Source organism: Parapedobacter sp. SGR-10 (genome assembly GCF_011030405.1).
In the GTDB taxonomy this organism is placed as follows: domain Bacteria; phylum Bacteroidota; class Bacteroidia; order Sphingobacteriales; family Sphingobacteriaceae; genus Sphingobacterium.
The window spans coordinates 99,898-119,366 of sequence record NZ_JAAJTJ010000004.1 but is presented as its reverse complement, the minus strand read 5'-3'; the positions used below and the strand labels follow the sequence as shown (position 1 = coordinate 119,366).

The following is a 19,469-nucleotide window of genomic DNA, read 5'->3' as shown; positions in this document are numbered from 1 at the left end:
AACTAAAGAAACATGACCATAAAAGAAGCACAAGAAACTGTAGACAAATGGATTACCACAACCGGGGTACGCTACTTCAACGAATTGACCAATACCGCCATGTTAATGGAGGAAGTCGGTGAGGTCGCCCGCATCATGGCTCGCCAATACGGCGAACAGTCCTTCAAGAAGTCCGATAAAGAAGTGAATCTTGCGGATGAAATGGCAGATGTATTATTTGTATTAATCTGTCTGGCCAACCAAACGGGAATAGACCTTACGACAGCATTGGAAAAAAATCTGGACAAGAAAAACATGCGAGATGCTGAACGCCATAAAAACAACGAAAAATTGAAATAACATCGTAACCACCATACAATATACAACGATACGACAATACATTATACCATGAAAAAAACACTTTATGCCCTGTTTATCTCACTGGCTTTCTTGTCTTGCCGAAATGCAAAACAGATAGAGGTCATTCCGGTCAGCGAATTTGAAAACGGCGCTGTTGTCACGGCTCATCCACTTGCTTCCCAAGTCGGTCTGGATATCCTCGAACAAGGCGGCAATGCCATTGATGCAACAGTGGCGGTCAAATTTGCACTCGCCGTAGTGTACCCTAATGCTGGAAATCTAGGTGGTGGTGGTTTTATGGTTTACCGGGACAGCCAAGGCAACAGCACATCATTAGATTTTCGCGAAAAAGCCCCTATTAACTCGCACCGGGATATGTACTTAGACGAAGACGGCGACCCTGTCACTGACCTAAGTTTGTACGGACACTTGGCCGCAGGTGTTCCGGGATCGGTCGCAGGAATGGAAGCAGCACACCGGAAGTATGGTACACTACCTTGGAAAACTTTACTCCAACCGGCAATAGACTTGGCAATACTCGGTTTCGAAATTACGGAACAGCAAGCTGAAGAGTTCAATCAACACCAAGCGGATTTTGCCAAGTTTAATCCAAACGGAACAGCTATTTTGAAGGAAGAAAAATGGCGTACCGGCGACCTATTTGTTCAGAAAGAGTTGGGGGAGACATTAGGACGGATTGCAGAACAAGGTCGGGACGGCTTTTATAAAGGTGAGACAGCGGACCTTATCGTCGCCGAGATGAAGCGTGGAAACGGAATTATCACCCATCAGGACCTGATCGATTATGAAGCGGTGTGGCGTGACCCCATTGTGGGAACATATAAAAACTATACCATTATTTCCATGCCTCCGCCGTCTAGCGGCGGTATTGCATTGCTAGCATTATTGCAATCCGTACAAAACTATCCATTGGCATTATGGGGATTTCAGTCAGACAGTACGGTACGGGCAATGGTCGAGGCCGAGCGCAGAATTTACGCCGATCGGGCGACACATCTTGGCGACCCCGATTTTTACAACGTTCCCCTTGCCCCCTTAACCGACGCACAATTCAATCGGGAGCGGATGTCCAAGATATCTCTGGACAAAGCTACTCCGAGCGAACAGGTAAAAGCTGCGAAATTTCCGGGATATGAATCGGAGGAGACAACACACTTCAGCATCGTAGACAAGGATAGAAATGCAGTATCACTGACCACCACGATCAACGGCTCCTATGGTTCACTTGTATGGGTACATGGAGCAGGTTTTCTATTGAACAATGAGATGGACGATTTTTCCGTAAAGCCTGGCACACCAAACTTGTATGGTCTGCTAGGTGGCAAAGCCAACGCCATTGAACCGGGCAAAAGAATGTTGAGTGCCATGTCGCCCACCATCGTCGAAGAAGATGGTAAGTTAAAGATGGTGGTCGGCACACCGGGAGGCTCTACGATCATTACCTCTGTTTTCCAAACAATTCTGAATGTATTGGAGTTTGGCATGAGTGCCCAGGAATCGGTATCGGCCCCACGCTTTCATCATCAGTGGAAACCGGATCGTATAGATGTCGAGGAAGGTGCAATCAGCGAATCAATCCGTCAGAATCTTGAAAAGGATGGTTATCAAATACATAAACGAGGGGCGATAGGTCGAGTAGAGAACATTCTGGTATTGCCCAATGGCAGATTACAAACCGGAGCAGACCCGAGAGGAGACGACAAAGCGATGGGATATTAAAACAAAAAAGCACCTTTTCGGTGCTTTTTTGTTTTCTATTGCAACTTTTGATGCGTCCGCCACCAAAGATCCGGCATCTCACCCCCCACTGCCAATTGGTAATCCTCATAACGGCAAGGAACCAGATAATACCGCTCATTGACAGATTTTGTGCCGAAGTAGGGCACCTGCATCCACCATCTATCCGATTTTTTACTCTTGACAAATACCAGCTCATGATCTTCATTTTCCAACGGTGTGCGATAAATAATATAGGCTGATTTAGGATAGAGCGGCATATCTTGCTTTCGTTGGTAATAGCCATCGACAAAGCACCAAATCATTTGGGCCATCAACATAGCAGTATGTTCCATTGGATCGAACGTTGGATTGAACTCATAAAAACCGATCGAGCTGCACTTGTCCGACATACCTGCATAGCGGGCCAGTTGACAAGCCTCATCACCATATAAGCCGTTTGGTTGTGCATTTGCATTGCCGGGAGCCTCCGAAGCCCGAACAGCACCTATATCAAAACTCACGATATCTGCTCCACGTATCACCGGCTCCGCTTGATCCAGACGACCCGATATAGCCCCTATACGCTGTGTCGTAAAAAAAAGCTTATCGTACATATTGATCGATTCTTTACTAACCAAATACGTCTGGTAGGCCATGTTACTCAGATTGAACAGATAATCCGGTTCGTGCAAAATAATCTTGTTCAGATAGGTCTGCGAATCCAGTGTAGTTCCTTCGTCATTGTCCTGATCCAGATCAAACCGGGAATCTATGACAGTCAATTCCACACGTTGTTCCAGGTTTTCGTACCCCCTATATTGTGCATATGTCAGATCCTGTCCACCACCGATGATGATAGGGACGATCTCCTGCTTGACCAACTCTTCCACCACCAACCGCAGTGCTGCATACGTATCCGTAATCTGTTCACCGGCTTTGATATTGCCCAGATCCACCATACGCACAGCATAGTCTCCTTGATACAGATTGTATAGATGCTTGCGAACAGCATCCGGTGCCTTCGCCGTCCCTTTATTGCCTATAGCTGCCCGATCTTCTTCTACCCCAACAATAGCTAGGTTTGGCTTATGCTCTTCGTCCCACGACGGAAACTCGGAGGCAAAAGCGGTGATGATCTTGCCAAACTGGGAATTGTAAAATTCTCCACTCGAAGAATTGGCCTGAGGAACAATAATAGGTGCAAAGAAATCGGATAAAGACATAGTATATGAAAAGTAAGAAGTCAAAAACCTAAAAAAAGGTTCATTGATACCATTTTTTTAAATAAAAACATACAAAGATATCAATAATTAAAAATTAAATCTGTAGGGGCAAAAAATCTTTTGTTTACACCTATGCCTATTTGCCTACAAAAATAAATAAGCTATCTTTGAATGATGATTTTAGTAACCGGCGGAACAGGCTTTTTGGGATCAACATTGATTAACCTATTAATCAATGCCGGAAAAACTGTCCTGGCGACCAAAAGACCTTCTTCTGTCATACCGGAAAGATTGAGGAGCTCTTCGCTGATCGAATGGGTAGATGCAGATATAACAGATTATTTTGCGCTCTCCGATCTCTTTTCTAAAATATCCCAGGTCTATCATTGTGCAGCAGTCGTATCTTATCAAAAGAAAGAAGCGGTAAATATGCACAAAATCAACATCGAAGGCACACAGCATATCGTAAACCTCTGTCTAGAACACGGAACGAGGCTTGTGCATGTCAGCTCTATAGCCGCGTTGGGAACCAACAAAGCCGGACTTCCCGTTTCTGAGACCGACAAATGGGAATACGACCGAACGATATCCAACTATGCACTATCCAAGTACCGGAGCGAACTAGAAGTATGGCGGGGCATCAAGGAAGGATTGGATGCCGTCATTGTGAACCCCTCGGTTATCATGGGTCTGGGCAGTTACAAAAAAGGTTCTGGCGCTATATTTGAAATCGTAAACAAAGGTATAAAAATATATCCTCCCGGTTCCGTCGGGGTCGTGGATGTCGAAGACGTAGCCAACGTGATGATAGTCTTAATGGAAAACAAAGACATCTCTGGCGAAAGGTATATCCTGAACAGTGAAAACCTCACCAATAAGGAGTTGATGGAGCGCATTGCCAGACTATTGAACAAGAAAGCCCCAAGCATTGAAGCAAAACCCTATATGCTCAGCATAGGTTGGAGATTGGCTTACATAGCCGCGTTGTTCAAAGGATCAAAACCTAGCTTGACAAAGGAATCCGCCCAGGCGGCCAGTGCTAAACTGGCCTATTCCAACAAGAAAATATCAGAAACTCTTGATTACAAGTTCAAACCGGTCAATAAGACATTGGAAGATATAGCAAATACATACTATAAACAAACACAAACAATACTATAAACATCGTGAAGAATTATTATATCATTGATTTCGACAGTACATTTACACAAGTTGAAGCATTGGACGAGCTGGCTCGTATTTCTCTTAAAGGCGATCCCGATCAAGAAAAAATCTACAAAGAGATCGAACGCTACACCAATCTGGCCATGGAAGGTAAAATCTCGTTCCGTGAAAGCTTATCCGGACGTGTGGCACTCCTAAAAGCCAACAAAACCCACTTACAGAAACTCGTCAGCCATCTCAAAAAGAAGGTATCGAAATCTTTTGATCGCAATAGGGACTTTTTCAAACAACACGGTGATACGGCATGGATCGTATCGGGCGGTTTCAAGGAGTTCATCACACCTGTAGTTTCACCATACGGTATCAAAAAAGAAAACATTTATGCCAATACGTTTAAGTTTGATGAAGACGGCTACATCATAGGCTACGACGATACCAACCCACTCTCGGACGAAGGCGGAAAAGTCAAACTGCTTAAAGAGTTAAGAATAGAAGGTCGGATCTTTGGAATAGGCGATGGATATTCAGATTTCCAGCTCAAAGAATCGGGATTAATCGAAAAATTTTATGCCTTTACAGAAAATATCGCACGCCAGAGTGTGACAGACAAAGCGGATCATGTCACGCCAAGTTTCGACGAATTCCTATACGTCAACGATTTGCCCAGGGCAATCTCTTACCCGAAAAACAGAATATTGACATTGATCGTCGGTGATGTACCCGAGATCTCGGCACATATCCTCAAAAACGATGGCTTTTCCATCCGCGTAAAAAATACATTTGAAGAGAAATACACCAAGGATGTAGGTCTGTTGCTTTTGGGGCCCAATGTCAAGGTATCCGACGAACAATTGTCCAGAGCAGACAAATTAAAAACCATTGGATTTCTCGGTGATATCAAAGGTCACGTCAGCAAAACAATCTGTAACGAAAAAGGCATTGTAGTATTTGACGACAAAAAGAACAAAAAACACAACGCTGAATTTATTCCACGTCGTATGGCCGAATTTATCAACAACGGCGATACCGATCAGAGCCGGAATTTCCCAAATCTGATCTTACCAAAAAAAATAAAGGGCCATCGGCTGCTGCATATCCACCGAAATGTACCGGGTATCATGGCAAAGCTCAACAACGTCTATGCCGAGAACGAGATCAATATCCTATCCCAGTTTTTGATGACACGTGGAGATATCGGCTATGCCGTGACAGACATTGATTCAAACTATGACAAAAGCCTGCTCAAACAACTCAAGCAGATCGAGGATACGATCAAGTTTAGGATTTTGTATAAATAAAATAATGTAAGGGCGAAAGATGTTTCGCCCTTACAAATGCCCTTTCAAAAACTGCCCCGTATAGGATTCCTTGCACTGCACCAAATTCTCAGGGGTACCTGCAAAGACCACATTTCCTCCTTTATTCCCACCTTCGGGCCCGATATCTATGACCCAATCTGCCGATTTGATCATATCCATATTGTGTTCGATCACAAGGATACTGTTGCCCTGCCGGAGCAATGCATCAAAAGATTGCAACAACTTCTGGATATCGTGAAAATGCAGACCTGTCGTAGGCTCATCAAAGATAAACAACGTCTTCTTAGGGTTGTTTCCCTTGATCAAAAATGAGGCGAGCTTAATACGTTGGGCTTCTCCACCGGAAAGCGTACTGGAAGATTGGCCAAGTTTGATGTATCCTAAGCCTACATCGTGTAGAGGCTGTAATTTGGCCAATACCCTAGGTTGTTCCACAAAGAACGCCAATGCTTCATCTATGCTGAGATCCAGCACATCGGCCACAGACTTTTCTTTATACTGTACATCCAAGACATGAGATTTGAACCGCTTGCCTCCACAGGCTTCACAGGGCAGTACGATATCCGCCATAAATTGCATTTCAATCTTCACTTCCCCATCACCCTGACAAACATCACAACGTCCCCCCTCTACATTAAAAGAGAATGCCGCCGGCTTCAGACCTGCTGCTTTCGCTGCCGGAAGCCCTGCATACAGTGCACGGACTTCATCCCAAGCTTTCACGTATGTGACCGGGTTGGAACGCGAGGAGCGCCCTATGGGATTCTGATCGACCAATTCGATCTGCTCTACCTGTGCAATATCGCCTTCCAATTGGTCAAATTTACCTGTCTGCTCCCCTGAATAATTTCCTATGGCCTTTTGCAAGGCAGGATAAAGCACTCGTTTGACCAAAGAAGTCTTTCCCGAACCAGACACACCCGTAACGACGGTAAAGACATGCAATGGAAATTCAACGTTGATACTTTTGAGATTGTTCTCTCGTGCCCCTACTACCTTGATCTTGTCTGTCCATTTTCTACGTTGGGAAGGAACAGGTATCTTTTGCTTCCCGCTGAGGTATTGCCCCGTAAGCGATTTATTGTCTTTGATAATCTGGCCATAATTGCCCGCAAAAACCAATTCTCCACCATTCACACCAGCCTCTGGTCCAATATCGACAAGATAATCGGCGGCCTCCATCATCTCTTGCTCATGTTCGACGACGATCACCGTATTGCCCACATCCCGCAAGGATTTCAGCACTCCGATCAATCGTTGCGTGTCACGGGGATGCAACCCTATACTAGGTTCGTCCAAGACATAGATAGAGCCGACCAAAGAGCTTCCAAGCGACGTTGCTAAATTGATCCGTTGCGATTCTCCTCCCGAAAGCGTGTTGCTGAGACGATTCAAAGTCAGATAACTCAACCCTACATCGCAGAGAAACTGTACACGGTTGGTGATCTCTAACAACAAACGTTTAGCAATGGTCGCCTCATTTTCAGACAGTTCGATCTGTTGGAAGAAAAGCAACAGTTGATCAAGGGGCATCAGCACAAGGTCGATAATGGATTTGCCGGCAATCTTGACATAGGCGGCATCATGCCGCAATCTGCTGCCCTGGCATTCCGGACAAACCGTCTTACCCCTGTAACGGGAAAGCATGACTCGATACTGGATCTTATAGGTTTGTTCTTCCAATTCCCGAAAGAACTCGTTCAATCCTTGGAAGTATTTGTTTCCGGTCCAAAGCAGGGCCTGTTGTTCGGGCGTAAGATCGCTATAGGCCCGATGTATAGGAAAATCAAATTTCAACGCATTGCGCACCAATTGATTCAGCCAAGCGCCCATTTTTTCTCCGCGCCAAGGTGCTATGGCTCCGTCATACACCGACTTGCTCTTGTCCGGGACAACCAGATCAGGGTCTATACCGATGATCTTTCCATATCCTTCACAACGCTTGCATGCCCCAAAGGGATTATTGAAACTGAAAAAATTGGGTGACGGCTCTTCGAACGTCATGCCATCCAACTCAAACTTGTCGGAAAAATCCAGCCGTTGCCCGTCGATCTCAATCGTACATTGGCCTTTTCCCTCAAAGAAAGCCGTCTGCACCGAATCGGCAATACGATGTATGGTGTCCTCTTCTCCATCCCAACGGAGCCGGTCTATCACGATTTCTACCTCATCAGCATCAAGCTTTCCATTTGGTGTATGAGGATCTTCGATCAAGGTTTCGATCTTCTGGATTCCCCCCCGATAATTTACCCGGACAAATCCTTTGTGCAACAGCAAAGAAAGTTCTTCTTTCAACTTTCTGTCCTTGGAGGGAATCAAGGGGCAGACAACGGTAAATAGGGTATCAAGTGGATAACTTGTTATTTTTTCGACCACAGAAGTGACCGTATCCTTGGTGACCTGCTGTCCGGATACAGGGGAATAGGTCTTACCTATCCGGGCAAACAACAGTTTGAGATAATCGTAAATTTCGGTAGAAGTACCCACCGTAGAACGGGGATTGCTCGTGATGACCTTTTGTTCGATCGCAATAGCGGGAGCAATACCTTTGATATAATCTACCTCCGGCTTGTTCATCCGTCCCATGAACTGTCGGGCATAAGAAGACAGGCTTTCTACATAGCGACGTTGTCCCTCCGCATACAACGTGTCGAATGCCAACGAAGACTTGCCAGACCCGGAAAGACCTGTAATGACTACGAGGTTGTTTTTTGGAATATCGACATCTATATTTTTCAGATTATTGACACGAGCACCCTTGATCTGGATCAAGGATTTGGCATTACCCACCGATTTTTTTTGCATAACTTACAAAGTTAAGGATTTTTAAGGAGACGGTGCTCAGGAGAAAGGCAATTATCTACAGCAAAACAATCTATATAGAAACTTAATATTTGCATAATATTCAACACAGGACAAAGTCGTAGCTTTGAATGGTTTAATTTTTGAAATCAATAACTTTTTTCTAACTTTAACATAGCTGATTAAAAGCCTTTGTTTTGGACAATTATAAAACATATAGCGATGTAGAACTATTGGCTTTATGCAAGGCAGGGGACGAAACAGGATTTTCGGAAATATATGATCGATACTGGGCCGTATTGTACCGCCATGCCTATAAATTGCTCAAAGAAAAGCCAACAGCACAAGATGTTGTTCAAGAGGTGTTTGTCACGCTTTGGGACAAAATCCCCAATTTGGAACTGCAAAGTTCGTTGAGTTCCTATCTCTATACGACCGTCCGTAACAAGATACTCAACGTGATCCAAAAAGAAAAGATCCACGAAAGATATATCACATCCTTTGGCCATTTCATAGAAAGGTCCGAAACGGTCACCGACCATCGGATCCGCGAACAGATGCTCAGAGAAAGAATAGAACGGGAAGTGGCTCACCTCCCGACAAAGATGAGACATGTCTTTGAATTGAGCCGCACACAACACCTTTCCTACAAAGAAATCGCTCAGGAATTGAACCTTTCCGACAAGACAGTCAAAAAACAGGTCAGCAATGCGATTAAGATCCTTCGATTAAAATTGAGTGGATTTATTTCATTAGCCATTTGGCTTATCTTATGCTAAAAATATTTTTTCAAAAAAAATCTACTACCACCCTACCCTTAATATTGTCATACCCTATATAATAGCATAAGTATGCGCATGAATGATAGGGAAATACAGGAAATTTTAAAACGGTATCAAGAAGGTATATGCTCCGAAGAGGAGAAAGCATGGGTCGAATCGTGGTATCTGACTCTTCCAGAGGATTCGAACACAACTGAATTGCATGAACCTGAAATGGAATCAGCCAAGCGGAAAATCTGGAAAAGCATTGTTTCCCAACGACCAAATGTATCCCTCACAAGACGCCATATAATAAAAGCATATTATAAAACGGCCATAGCCGCAACAATCCTGCTGACCATGGGCATTACTGTCTATTTCCTAAACAATAACCGTATTTCTTCGGACAGCAAAAGGCCTATAACCGATACAGAAGCTATCGAGCCGGGGGGCAATAAAGCATATCTTACGCTCGCAGACGGCAAAAAGATCAATCTCAGTGACAAAGAAGATGGTACGCTGCTTGAACAGGCCGGAATACGCATCATCAAAAATACGAATGGAGAATTGGTTTACGAAGCCTCGAACATCGGACATACAGACCATCTCCCTACAGGCAACAATACCGTTGAAACCCCAATAGGTGGACAATATCAAGTCGTATTGCCAGATGGTACAAAAGTCTGGCTAAATTCTTCCTCTTCGCTGGAATATCCAATAAGATTTGAGGCACACGAAAGAAGAGTTACACTGCACGGTGAAGGTTATTTTGAAGTAAAATCCGATAAGAGAAAACCCTTTCGTGTAGTGTCAAAAGGACAGATTATAGAAGTATTGGGCACTAAGTTTAATGTCAACACGTATGAAGATGAACCTGCCATAAAGACCACCCTTTTGGAAGGAAGTGTAAAAATCTCTTTAAACAATACATCCAAGATATTACGGCCGGGAGAACAGGCTACTGTCGTAGACCAGAATATACGGGTCCATTCGGCAGATACCGAGCAGGCTACAGCTTGGTACAAAGGGGATTTTGCCTTTGACGGCGTGGAACTGAAAAATATCATGCGACAGATCAGCCGATGGTACAATGTAGAAGTAGTATACCAAGGTGACGTAGGCAACATTAAGTTTGGTGGTTCCATATCTAGAACCAAAGATATCAACGAAGTACTCAACGTACTTTCTATGACCAAAGGTGTCAACTTTAAACTCGAAGGAAGGAGGGTCTGGGTTATGCAGTAAATTACGATATAACGGCAGACTATACAAAAAAAACGGGAACGTTGGCGCGTCCCCGTCTTACAATAGGCTGCTTTGAAATACCAAGAGTGTCTAACAATGAGTATCAAAAACAAACCTAAAAACAAATGTATAAAAATTATGCAAATAGAAAGGGTAGGCAGTCTCTTTTGTCAGCATCCCGAATGTTTGTTTACAGCATGGCAAACCCTTTCCTGGATTTAAAACCTTTGATTATGCGGGTTAAGCTAATTTGTATCTTTCTGTCGGTTGCATTTTTACAGATTTCTTTTGCCGCAAAAGCACAATACATTACTTTATCCAAAAACAATATATCCCTGACCGAACTATTTAAGGAAATCAAAAGACAAAGTGGTTATGATTTTGTGTACAAGCACGATCTACTAAGCAAGGGTAAAAGGATAAGTATAGCCGTGCATAACAAGCCCCTAAGAGAAGTCTTGGACCAGAGTTTCAAAGATCAGCCCTTTAACTATACAATCGAGAGCAAAACGGTTGTGGTATTTCCCAAACCACTACCTCCGTCTACACAAATTTCCCAACCGGGAGCAAATATCAAAGGGCGTGTCGTAGACAGCAACAATGTGCCTTTGGAAGGTGTATCTATCAGTAACAAGCAGGGCAACGTCCTGGGAGTCACCAATGCTTCGGGAGAATATACGGTACGGGTGGATGACCGCAATTCCATTTTGGTATTCAGTGCTGTAGGTTATCAAAGCTTAGACATTGCTCTCAACAACCGAACAACCGTAAATATAGTGTTGCAGGAAAGTATAGAGACGCTGAACGAGGTGGTCGTCACGGCCCTAGGCATCAAACGTGAAGAAAAGGCACTAGGGTATGCCATTACCAAAATGGACAGTTCTGAATTTACCGATGCTCCAGCCGGAAACTGGTTGGATGCCATGTCAGGGAAAGTACCGGGTCTCAACATGATACGCGCCAACGGGGGGCCTACAGGTTCAAATAAAATCATACTGCGCGGCGAAAACAACCTTACTGGGGAAAACGAAGCCCTGATCGTAGTAGATGGTGTGGTGCTGAATAGTAGCAGTGGACGTAGAACGGCCACTGGCGGGAATGCTGCAGGACCTACAGACGGTATCCAACCTACGGATTTCGGTAGTGGAATCAACGATATCAATCCCGAAGACATCGAAAGCGTGACCGTACTGAGAGGTCCTGGCGCATCAGCTCTTTACGGTCAGCGTGGAGCCAACGGAGCTATCATCGTCACGACCAAATCGGGTAGTGGTAAACGTAAAACAGCTATACCTAGCATCACCTTCACCTCCAATGCTTCGTTTGAACAAGCCAATCGCTGGCCCGACCTGCAATACGAATATGGACAGGGATTAAACGGAGCGGCAACCTACACCTATGGCACGAATAGCGGTACCAGTTTGACTTGGGGACCGCGGTTCAATGGACAGTCTTTCATCCAGTACGATCCCGAAACACAACGGGCAGGAACAGAACCCACACCTTGGGTCCCCTATCGTAATCAGATACGTGAGTTTTTTGAAACGGGGAACACCTTTACCAACTCCCTAAGTATCAATGGAAATATCAAAAATACCAACTACCGGCTGTCTGCAACACATGGCAAGAATAGTTGGATCATTCCCAACACAGGGTATGAACGAACCCATATTTCTTTGTCGGCCAATAGCAAGATCACACCAAAGCTCGATTTGTCCGTCAAGGCAAACTATACCAACAAGTTCAGCAGCAATCTACCTGGAATGGGCTATGGAAACCAATCGGTCATGTATTGGTATGTATTTTGGGTGCCCAACGGCGACATCAACTGGTTGAGAAACTATTGGGTAAAGGACAAAGAATACGAAGAACTGCACGATATCTTTACGACAGCTCCCGAAAATCCCTATGCCATATCGTATGAGTTTATCAATGGATCCAACCGCAACGGTATCACGGGTAATGTACAGGCTAATTATGCCTTCTCAAAGGAGTGGAGCCTGCAAGTACGGGCCACATTGGACAAATCGAATGACGATAGGCATCAAAAACGTCCTTGGACGGCAGCCCGTCTACCCTTGGGTTCCTATCGTACACAGGACATCAATATAAATGAGACAAGCGCTGATTTCCTGCTGAAATACGACAAAGAATTAAATAAAGATATTCGTGTGACTTCCACATTAGGAGGTAGCATGCTGAGAAACCGCTATGATAGAGACGAAATACGGGCAGACGGTCTGACCGAACCGAATGTATACAGTTTTGACAATGCAGCGTATGCTCTGGTCGAGATTCCCTATATCTCCCGTTTCAATATCAACAGCTTGTATGCATTGATTTCTACCAGCTACAAGGACTATCTGTTTCTGGATTTGACAGCCCGACAGGATTGGAGCAGTATTCTAGCTACACCTACACGTAAAGATAATGTAGGTTTCTTCTATCCTTCAGCAAACTTGAGTTTCGTTGCGTCGGATTATTTCAACATGCCAAAGGCTTTCAATCTAGCCAAGATACGTGCCTCCCTCTCCCAAACGGGTAGCGGAGGCACGACGCCTTTTCTGACCGCCTATGCTTATCCATTGGCGGCTGACGGTATTTATCCGGACGGATCCTTGCAGAATCCAACAATTCTACCCAATCCCGATTTAAAACCTTTGTTGACCACGACGTTTGAAATAGGAACGGATATACGGATGTTCAAAAATCGCTTGGGATTGGATATTGCCTGGTATAGTGGAAATACCAAAAAGCAAATCCTAACAAGGATAGTAGACCGTTCGTCCGGGTACACTAGGCAGATCATCAACGCAGGACAGGTGAATAATACGGGATTGGAAATCGCTCTGAACGGCACGTTGGTACAGGCCAAAAATTTCAAATGGAAAGCCTTCTCCACATTCTCTACCAACAAGAATAAGATCGTGGCTATGGCCGAACAGGACAGCACGGTCATCTTACGTACGAGTGCAGTCGGAGGAGCACAGATCGTGGCCAAGGTCGGAGGCAGCATGGGCGATATGTACGGCATAGGCTTTCAACGTTCGCCAGATGGACAGGTGATATACGATGCGACATCCGGTCTTGCCCAATTGACTTCTGAGCCTATTTATCTGGGCAACACCATCCCCAGATACAAGGCCAGCATCGGTTCGGAATTTTCATTCAAGAGCTTTCGTCTGAAAGTCTTGTTCGACGGACAACAGGGAGGTGTAGCACATTCCTATACACACGGACGTTTGGCAGATTTTGGTAAACTAACTGCCACATTACCCGGAAGGTACAGTGGCATTATAGGTAATGGAGTAGTACAAAATTCCGATGGCACTTTTAGCCCCAATACCACCATTACCCGGGATATTACCTCTTTTTACAATTTTACTATGGGTACGGCCAATGCCGAAGGAGCGACCTATAAAACCGATTTCATCAAATTCAGGGAGGCGAGGTTAGATTATTCGTTGCCAAAATCTGTACTCGCACCCCTTAAGTTGTCAAGAGCCAGTATCGGTGTGTATGGACGCAACCTATTTATATGGTCTACCTGGCCCATGTTTGATCCCGAGTTTGGAACATTAAGCGGTACGGACATTGTGCAGGGATTTGAAGTGGGACAATTTCCCTCTACCCGCACATATGGGTTTAATTTAGTTGTAGGTTTTAAATAATCAGAAACATGAAAAAGATTCTAACTGTCATCTTAGCCTTATATACCGTTCTGTATTTCACGGCATGTACAAAAGACTTTGAGAAGATAAACACCGATCCTATCAGTATCATAAGTGCTGCACCTGAAAAATTGTTGGCACCGGCTTTGGTCAACATGCTGCGTACGAATATGGTACGCAATCGTAATTTCAACAACGAGCTCATGCAGGTTACAGTCACACGAAGTGAAGACGAAAACGCGGTATTCAGGTACGATTTTAGGCCCAATATAGCCGACTATACCTGGAACGGATGGTATTCCGAACTGACCAACTTCAGGGATATCTATGAAATCGCTTCTACCGAAGAATACCAAAACGATTCCTATAAAGGTATCGCTTTGATCTGCGAAGTTTGGGGCTTCTCTTTATTGACGGATACGTATGGTGACGTGCCATTTATAGAAGCCAATAAAGGGAAACAAGGTATAGTCGAGCCCGCTTTTGACAGCCAAAAGGATATTTATGAGGGTCTATTTGATAAATTGGAAGAGGCCAATACCTTGCTATCGAACAGTACAGCCAACGTGGTGGAATCCAGTGACCCGATCTATAAAGGTGATGTGGCCTCGTGGCAAAAATTTGGCAATAGCCTGTACCTGAGGCTACTGATGAGAGTGTCGGGCAAAGTAGATCTCTCTACGGATGTCCTTGCCAAAATCAAGGAAATAATCGAAGACAATCCGACCAAATACCCCACCTTCACTTCCAATGACGAGTCTGCTGTGCTCAAATGGACAGGCGATATCGTGACTACGGATCCGTTTACAAGCCCTTACGTTACTTTATTGCGCGAACTGGATTTTACGATTCCTTCCTTGTGCAATTTTTTTATCCTTAAACTAAGCGGTTGGAATGATCCACGGATCGATATGGCCACCCCTTACGGTAGCGGCACACGCAACCGCTTAGGAATAGCCCCTGGTTCGGGAGGATTCATCGGCATAGACAGCGGCTATGAGCCCGGGGCAGCAGAGGACAAGCAAGCTTACTTTTACGCTTTTGGTACTTCTGAATTCTCCCTGCACAAAAATCCACTGACAGGTATCCTCATGACATATGCAGAGGTCGAATTTATCAAGGCAGAGGCTGCGGCAAAAGGCTGGATAAGCAGTTCGGCTGCCGAGCATTACCACAGCGGAATAGCCAATGCAATCCACTATTGGGTGCCCACTTTTACGGCAGACATCTCTGATACCGAATTCACGGATTATGTGACAAATGCAGGGATTGAATGGAATGACGCACTGCCATTGGATGCACCCACAGGAGATAGTAAAATGGAACGTATACATGTGCAAAAGTATTTTTGTCTCTTTATGACCGACTTTCAGCAATGGTTTGAGCATAGACGTACAGGCCATCCGATATTGCCAAAAGGGCCTGGACTGAGAAATGGCGGTAACTTACCCGTAAGGTTGAATTATCCAATATACGTGCAGTCGGCCAATTCGCTCAACTATAGAAAAGCCGTAGAGAATATGGGAGGTGATAATATCAATACATTGGTTTGGTGGCAGAAGCCGTAGTTAATTGAATGTTCTATTTTTAAAATATTATTGTATATGAACAGGTTAATAGTAAACATCATGTCGCTGCTGTCCTTTCTCTGGATACTTGGAGCTTGCGACCAAACAGGGAACTTCCCCGGAGCCGAAGTTAACCCACACATTGCGATCTACGATTTACGCAGTTTTTATAAAGGATCAGACTATCCATTGACGGTAGAATCCATGATGGGAGCAAGAGGCATTACAGGCATAGTTGTCTCTGATCATAGCGGAAAGAATCTGCCTCCCGGACTGTTGATGGTACAGGATAAGATGCGGCTAAATGAACTGCGGGGGATTGCTATAACAATCGGAGCCGATGCGGCGCAATATGTTCCTGGAGATTCGGTCACGGTCGATCTAGTTGGTGGTGTGATGAAGCGTGTAGATGGAATTTTGCAGGTGACAGGTTTGGATGGTTCTATCGTAACCAAAATCGCTTCGGGAAGACCCATAGCGGTCAACAGGATACCGAGTAGTTATATTCTGGCAGATCCGGACAAATACGAAAGCACCGAGTTGGTTATTGTAAAAGGAGGGTTTGATCCTATACCCGAGCCGACCGATACATACAGTGGTGACAGACTCGTCAATGATGGTTTTGACAACTTTGTCCTGCACACGGAACCGGAAGCAACTTTTGCCAATGATCCACTACCGGGGATGGCCAATTTTTTTGGTGTGGTGGCTTACGGTAAGGACGATAATGGAAATCTTAAACCCCATTTGCGTATTCGTCGACCGGAAGACATTACGGTACTGAGCTCTACGGTTATCCGCTCGCCTATTGTCATTTCGGGCTATATAGGTGACGTACAGGGCACTGATTTGGACGGTGAGTATATGCAGTTTCTGGCGACACAGGACATTGATTTTTCGGAAACACCATTCTCAGTAGTCACGCACAATACCAGCTCGGGCTATCAGCCGACAGGGGTACCTCTACAAGGTTGGGCAACAGGAGGTACAACAGGGAAACGTGCGTACAAATTTGATCTAACCAGCGGCACGGTCAATAAAGGAGAATATTTTTATATCGGAAACTCGGCCAAACTCATCAATGGTGTAGGGTCTACTTCTATGGCCGACGGCAAATGGATGGTATCCCGCAAAACAGGATCGGTACCGGGCGATGGTATTGGAGCAGTTAGCACAGATCTGTTTCTCAATGGAACAAGTGCCTTTACAGATGCTATTGGGGTCTTCGAAGGAACAACGGTAGACGAATATTCCGTTCCTATCGATGTGATCGTGACGGGCTATAATGGTGCTATTTTGAATGTTGCACAACAGGCCGGACTGCGTATCACCAATACAGATTGGTATGATATGATCAATCCGGTCACATTGGAAGAGCAACCTTTCTATAAGCAAGGGTCCAATACGATTTATTTATCCCGTAAAGGAGCCGGCTATTTTTACAAACTGGGAGGAGAGTACAATATCCGTTTAGGTCGTTGGGTCAAAGCACGGATGGATAGAGCCTTGCTTTTGACATTGGAATCGACATTAGACGAGTTGGAGAAAGAATTTCCCTTGGCAAATGGTACGTCTGAAGGTTGGCTACCGACAAAGGTAGTGGAGTAGTGTATGTAAAAGGGTGTTTGCGAGATACTTCTCCGGACACTCTTTTCCCTTGACTAATTCAAATAAAATGAAGAAAAACCTGTTTTTTATCTTTTTACTATCTATATATCTGGTCAATGCAGGGAACACCTGCAAAAAAGAAAAAAGGGATTTCGAGACGACATTAGACATTATGTCGTTCAATATCCGGATGAACTATAAGGACGATGGCACAAACAACTGGCAGTTTCGGCGGGAGTATATGACAGACCTTATCAAGTCGTACAAGCCTGACCTATTGGGCACCGAAGAGAGTTATTATCCTCAATATAAGGATATGAAATCATTGCTTACCGATTACGGGACTTTTGGTCCGGCAGAAGGTTGGCAAGGTGCAGAGTCAGTCGCTATTTTTTACCGTAAAGAACACTTGACAAGGATAGATTCGGGTATATTTTGGCTGTCGGAAACACCCGATAAACAAAGTATAGGTTGGGACGCCAGTTTGAGGCGAACGGTCTGTTGGGGTGCATTTAAGGTCAGATCCAGCAACCAAAAGGTATATTTTTTCGTCACACATTTTGATCACAAGGGTAAAAAAGCCCAAGAAGAGAGCTCCAAACTCCTCTTAAAGAAGGTACAGGAAATAGCTGGAGATGCCCATGCTTTTATTGCAGGAGACTTTAACATGAGAGCAACGAGTCCATACTATAAGCTACTCACTTCCGGATATGATACTGTTCCTCCCTTGTACGACACCCGTATATTGGCCGAAACGTATCAAGGTCCTTCCTGGACGTTGCACGATTTTGGTTCCATACCGGTAGAAAAACGGCCAACCATTGATTATATCTTTACGAACAAAAAAGTGAAAGTAACACATTACGTCAATATTGCAGAGCAACGAGGAGATCTTTATCCTTCAGATCATAATCCACAGATGGCTACAGTTGTTTTTTAAAACAAATAAATATTATGACGTATATTCATCCTCATCAAATACCACAAATGATATGAAAATTTTCTCAGATTTACGGCTATTCGGCTTAATAGCAATATTTACCATGCTGCATACTGCTTGTAAAACGCAAAAGACCAACCATAACACGGATACAGACCACGAGTTTAAGATATTGACATACAATATCCATCATGCCAATCCCCCTTCCAAACCGGAAGCGATCGACATTGAGGCAATCTGCAAAGTGATCCAACAATCCGATGCAGACGTAGTCGCTTTGCAGGAAGTCGATATACAGACAGACAGGAGCGGCAAGATCGACCAAGCAAAGCTTATCGCTGAAAAGTTGGGTATGAGCTACCATTTTTTCAAAGCCATCGATTACGACGACGGTGAATATGGTCTTGCTTTTTTAAGTAAACTGCCGATCCGGAATCCGGAAAACATCTCCCTACCTCAAGTAGTAAAAGCGGAAGGAAGAACACTTGCTTTGTTACAGGTCAAAGTAAAGGATAAGTGGATATACATCGCCAATACACATCTGGACGCTTCCCGATCGGACAAGAACAGGGTAGCACAAATGAAGTTTATTCTGGAGAAGACCGCAGGACTAAATCTTCCGGTCATATTGTGCGGCGACCTAAACAGCATACCCACTTCCGAAACCATTCGCCTCCTCGATACGCAGTTCAAACGCACTTGTATGGACGATTGCCTTCCGACCTCTCCACAAGCAAATCCCCGGCGAACGATAGACTACATCGCGACCAAAAATCTATCGTGGAAACAGAAAAGCATAGAGGTCATCGCGGAGACTTATGCCTCTGACCATAGACCCGTCAAGGTCGTTTTTGGAATAGATTGATAATCAATACACAAACGTTGGCAATTGTTGATCGTCAGTACCATCTGATCACTGAAATATGCCGTTTCAATGTTACGTAACAAGGGTTCAAACGCAACTGCCTTTGTCAATAAGTCATTTGCTTTTTTGATAAACGCAGGGCACATTACGACGAACACAATCTCTTTTTTAGGGCAGTAAAATGCGTTTGTGTCAGACCGAAGTGCTTTTTTAGCGTTGTACAT

At 44.5% G+C, this 19,469-nt stretch carries 13 protein-coding genes; 11 read left to right on the top strand and 2 right to left on the bottom strand.

Annotated elements, in window-relative coordinates; translation table 11 throughout:
* Nucleotides 1-12 precede the first annotated feature (12 nt).
* A complete protein-coding gene (locus tag G5B00_RS05405) occupies nt 13-339 on the top strand; it encodes a nucleotide pyrophosphohydrolase (RefSeq protein ID WP_163872245.1) in 327 nt (108 codons plus the stop codon).
* 48 nt (nt 340-387) lie between these two features.
* Nucleotides 388-2,079, top strand: a complete 1,692-nt coding sequence (ggt, locus tag G5B00_RS05400) for a gamma-glutamyltransferase (RefSeq protein ID WP_163872244.1) — start codon at nt 388-390, stop codon at nt 2,077-2,079.
* A gap of 35 nt (nt 2,080-2,114) precedes the next feature.
* On the opposite strand, the gene G5B00_RS05395 is transcribed toward ggt, so the two are convergent.
* Nucleotides 2,115-3,302 (bottom strand): formimidoylglutamase, encoded by a 1,188-nt coding sequence (locus G5B00_RS05395; RefSeq protein ID WP_163872243.1) that lies wholly within the window; start codon nt 3,300-3,302, stop codon nt 2,115-2,117.
* Nucleotides 3,303-3,473: 171 nt separating this feature from the next.
* Between G5B00_RS05395 and G5B00_RS05390 the strand changes: the two genes are divergently transcribed.
* Nucleotides 3,474-4,463: an NAD-dependent epimerase/dehydratase family protein gene (locus G5B00_RS05390; protein WP_205966814.1), complete on the top strand. Its 990-nt coding sequence runs from the start codon at nt 3,474-3,476 to the stop codon at nt 4,461-4,463.
* A 5-nt stretch (nt 4,464-4,468) separates the two neighbouring features.
* Nucleotides 4,469-5,764, top strand: a complete 1,296-nt coding sequence (locus G5B00_RS05385) for an HAD-IB family phosphatase (RefSeq protein WP_163872242.1) — start codon at nt 4,469-4,471, stop codon at nt 5,762-5,764.
* 30 nt (nt 5,765-5,794) lie between these two features.
* Here G5B00_RS05385 and uvrA read toward each other — a convergent pair whose 3' ends face one another.
* Nucleotides 5,795-8,590, bottom strand: coding sequence for an excinuclease ABC subunit UvrA (gene uvrA / locus G5B00_RS05380; protein WP_163872241.1), 2,796 nt, complete (start codon nt 8,588-8,590; stop codon nt 5,795-5,797).
* Nucleotides 8,591-8,784: 194 nt separating this feature from the next.
* Here uvrA and G5B00_RS05375 point away from each other — a divergent pair, with 194 nt between their 5' ends.
* From G5B00_RS05375 to G5B00_RS05345, 7 genes are all read left to right on the top strand, one after another.
* The gene (locus G5B00_RS05375) at nt 8,785-9,366 is read left to right on the top strand and encodes an RNA polymerase sigma factor (protein WP_163872240.1); all 582 of its coding nucleotides are present in this window, start codon (nt 8,785-8,787) and stop codon (nt 9,364-9,366) included.
* Nucleotides 9,367-9,444: 78 nt separating this feature from the next.
* The gene (locus G5B00_RS05370) at nt 9,445-10,593 is read left to right on the top strand and encodes a FecR family protein (protein WP_163872239.1); all 1,149 of its coding nucleotides are present in this window, start codon (nt 9,445-9,447) and stop codon (nt 10,591-10,593) included.
* 233 nt (nt 10,594-10,826) lie between these two features.
* On the top strand, nt 10,827-14,264 hold the full coding sequence (locus G5B00_RS05365; RefSeq protein ID WP_240894394.1) for a SusC/RagA family TonB-linked outer membrane protein: 3,438 nt from the start codon (nt 10,827-10,829) through the stop codon (nt 14,262-14,264).
* Nucleotides 14,265-14,272: 8 nt separating this feature from the next.
* The gene (locus G5B00_RS05360) at nt 14,273-15,832 is read left to right on the top strand and encodes a SusD/RagB family nutrient-binding outer membrane lipoprotein (protein WP_163872238.1); all 1,560 of its coding nucleotides are present in this window, start codon (nt 14,273-14,275) and stop codon (nt 15,830-15,832) included.
* Between the two features lie 36 nt (nt 15,833-15,868).
* Nucleotides 15,869-17,440, top strand: a complete 1,572-nt coding sequence (locus tag G5B00_RS05355) for a DUF5689 domain-containing protein (RefSeq protein WP_163872237.1) — start codon at nt 15,869-15,871, stop codon at nt 17,438-17,440.
* 67 nt (nt 17,441-17,507) lie between these two features.
* Entirely contained in the window at nt 17,508-18,380 is an 873-nt protein-coding gene (locus G5B00_RS05350) for an endonuclease/exonuclease/phosphatase family protein (protein ID WP_163872236.1), read from the top strand.
* 52 nt (nt 18,381-18,432) lie between these two features.
* Nucleotides 18,433-19,245 carry an endonuclease/exonuclease/phosphatase family protein gene (locus tag G5B00_RS05345; protein WP_163872235.1) on the top strand — a complete coding sequence of 271 codons (813 nt, stop codon included), beginning with the start codon at nt 18,433-18,435 and terminating at the stop codon, nt 19,243-19,245.
* The last annotated feature ends 224 nt before the right edge of the window (nt 19,246-19,469 follow it).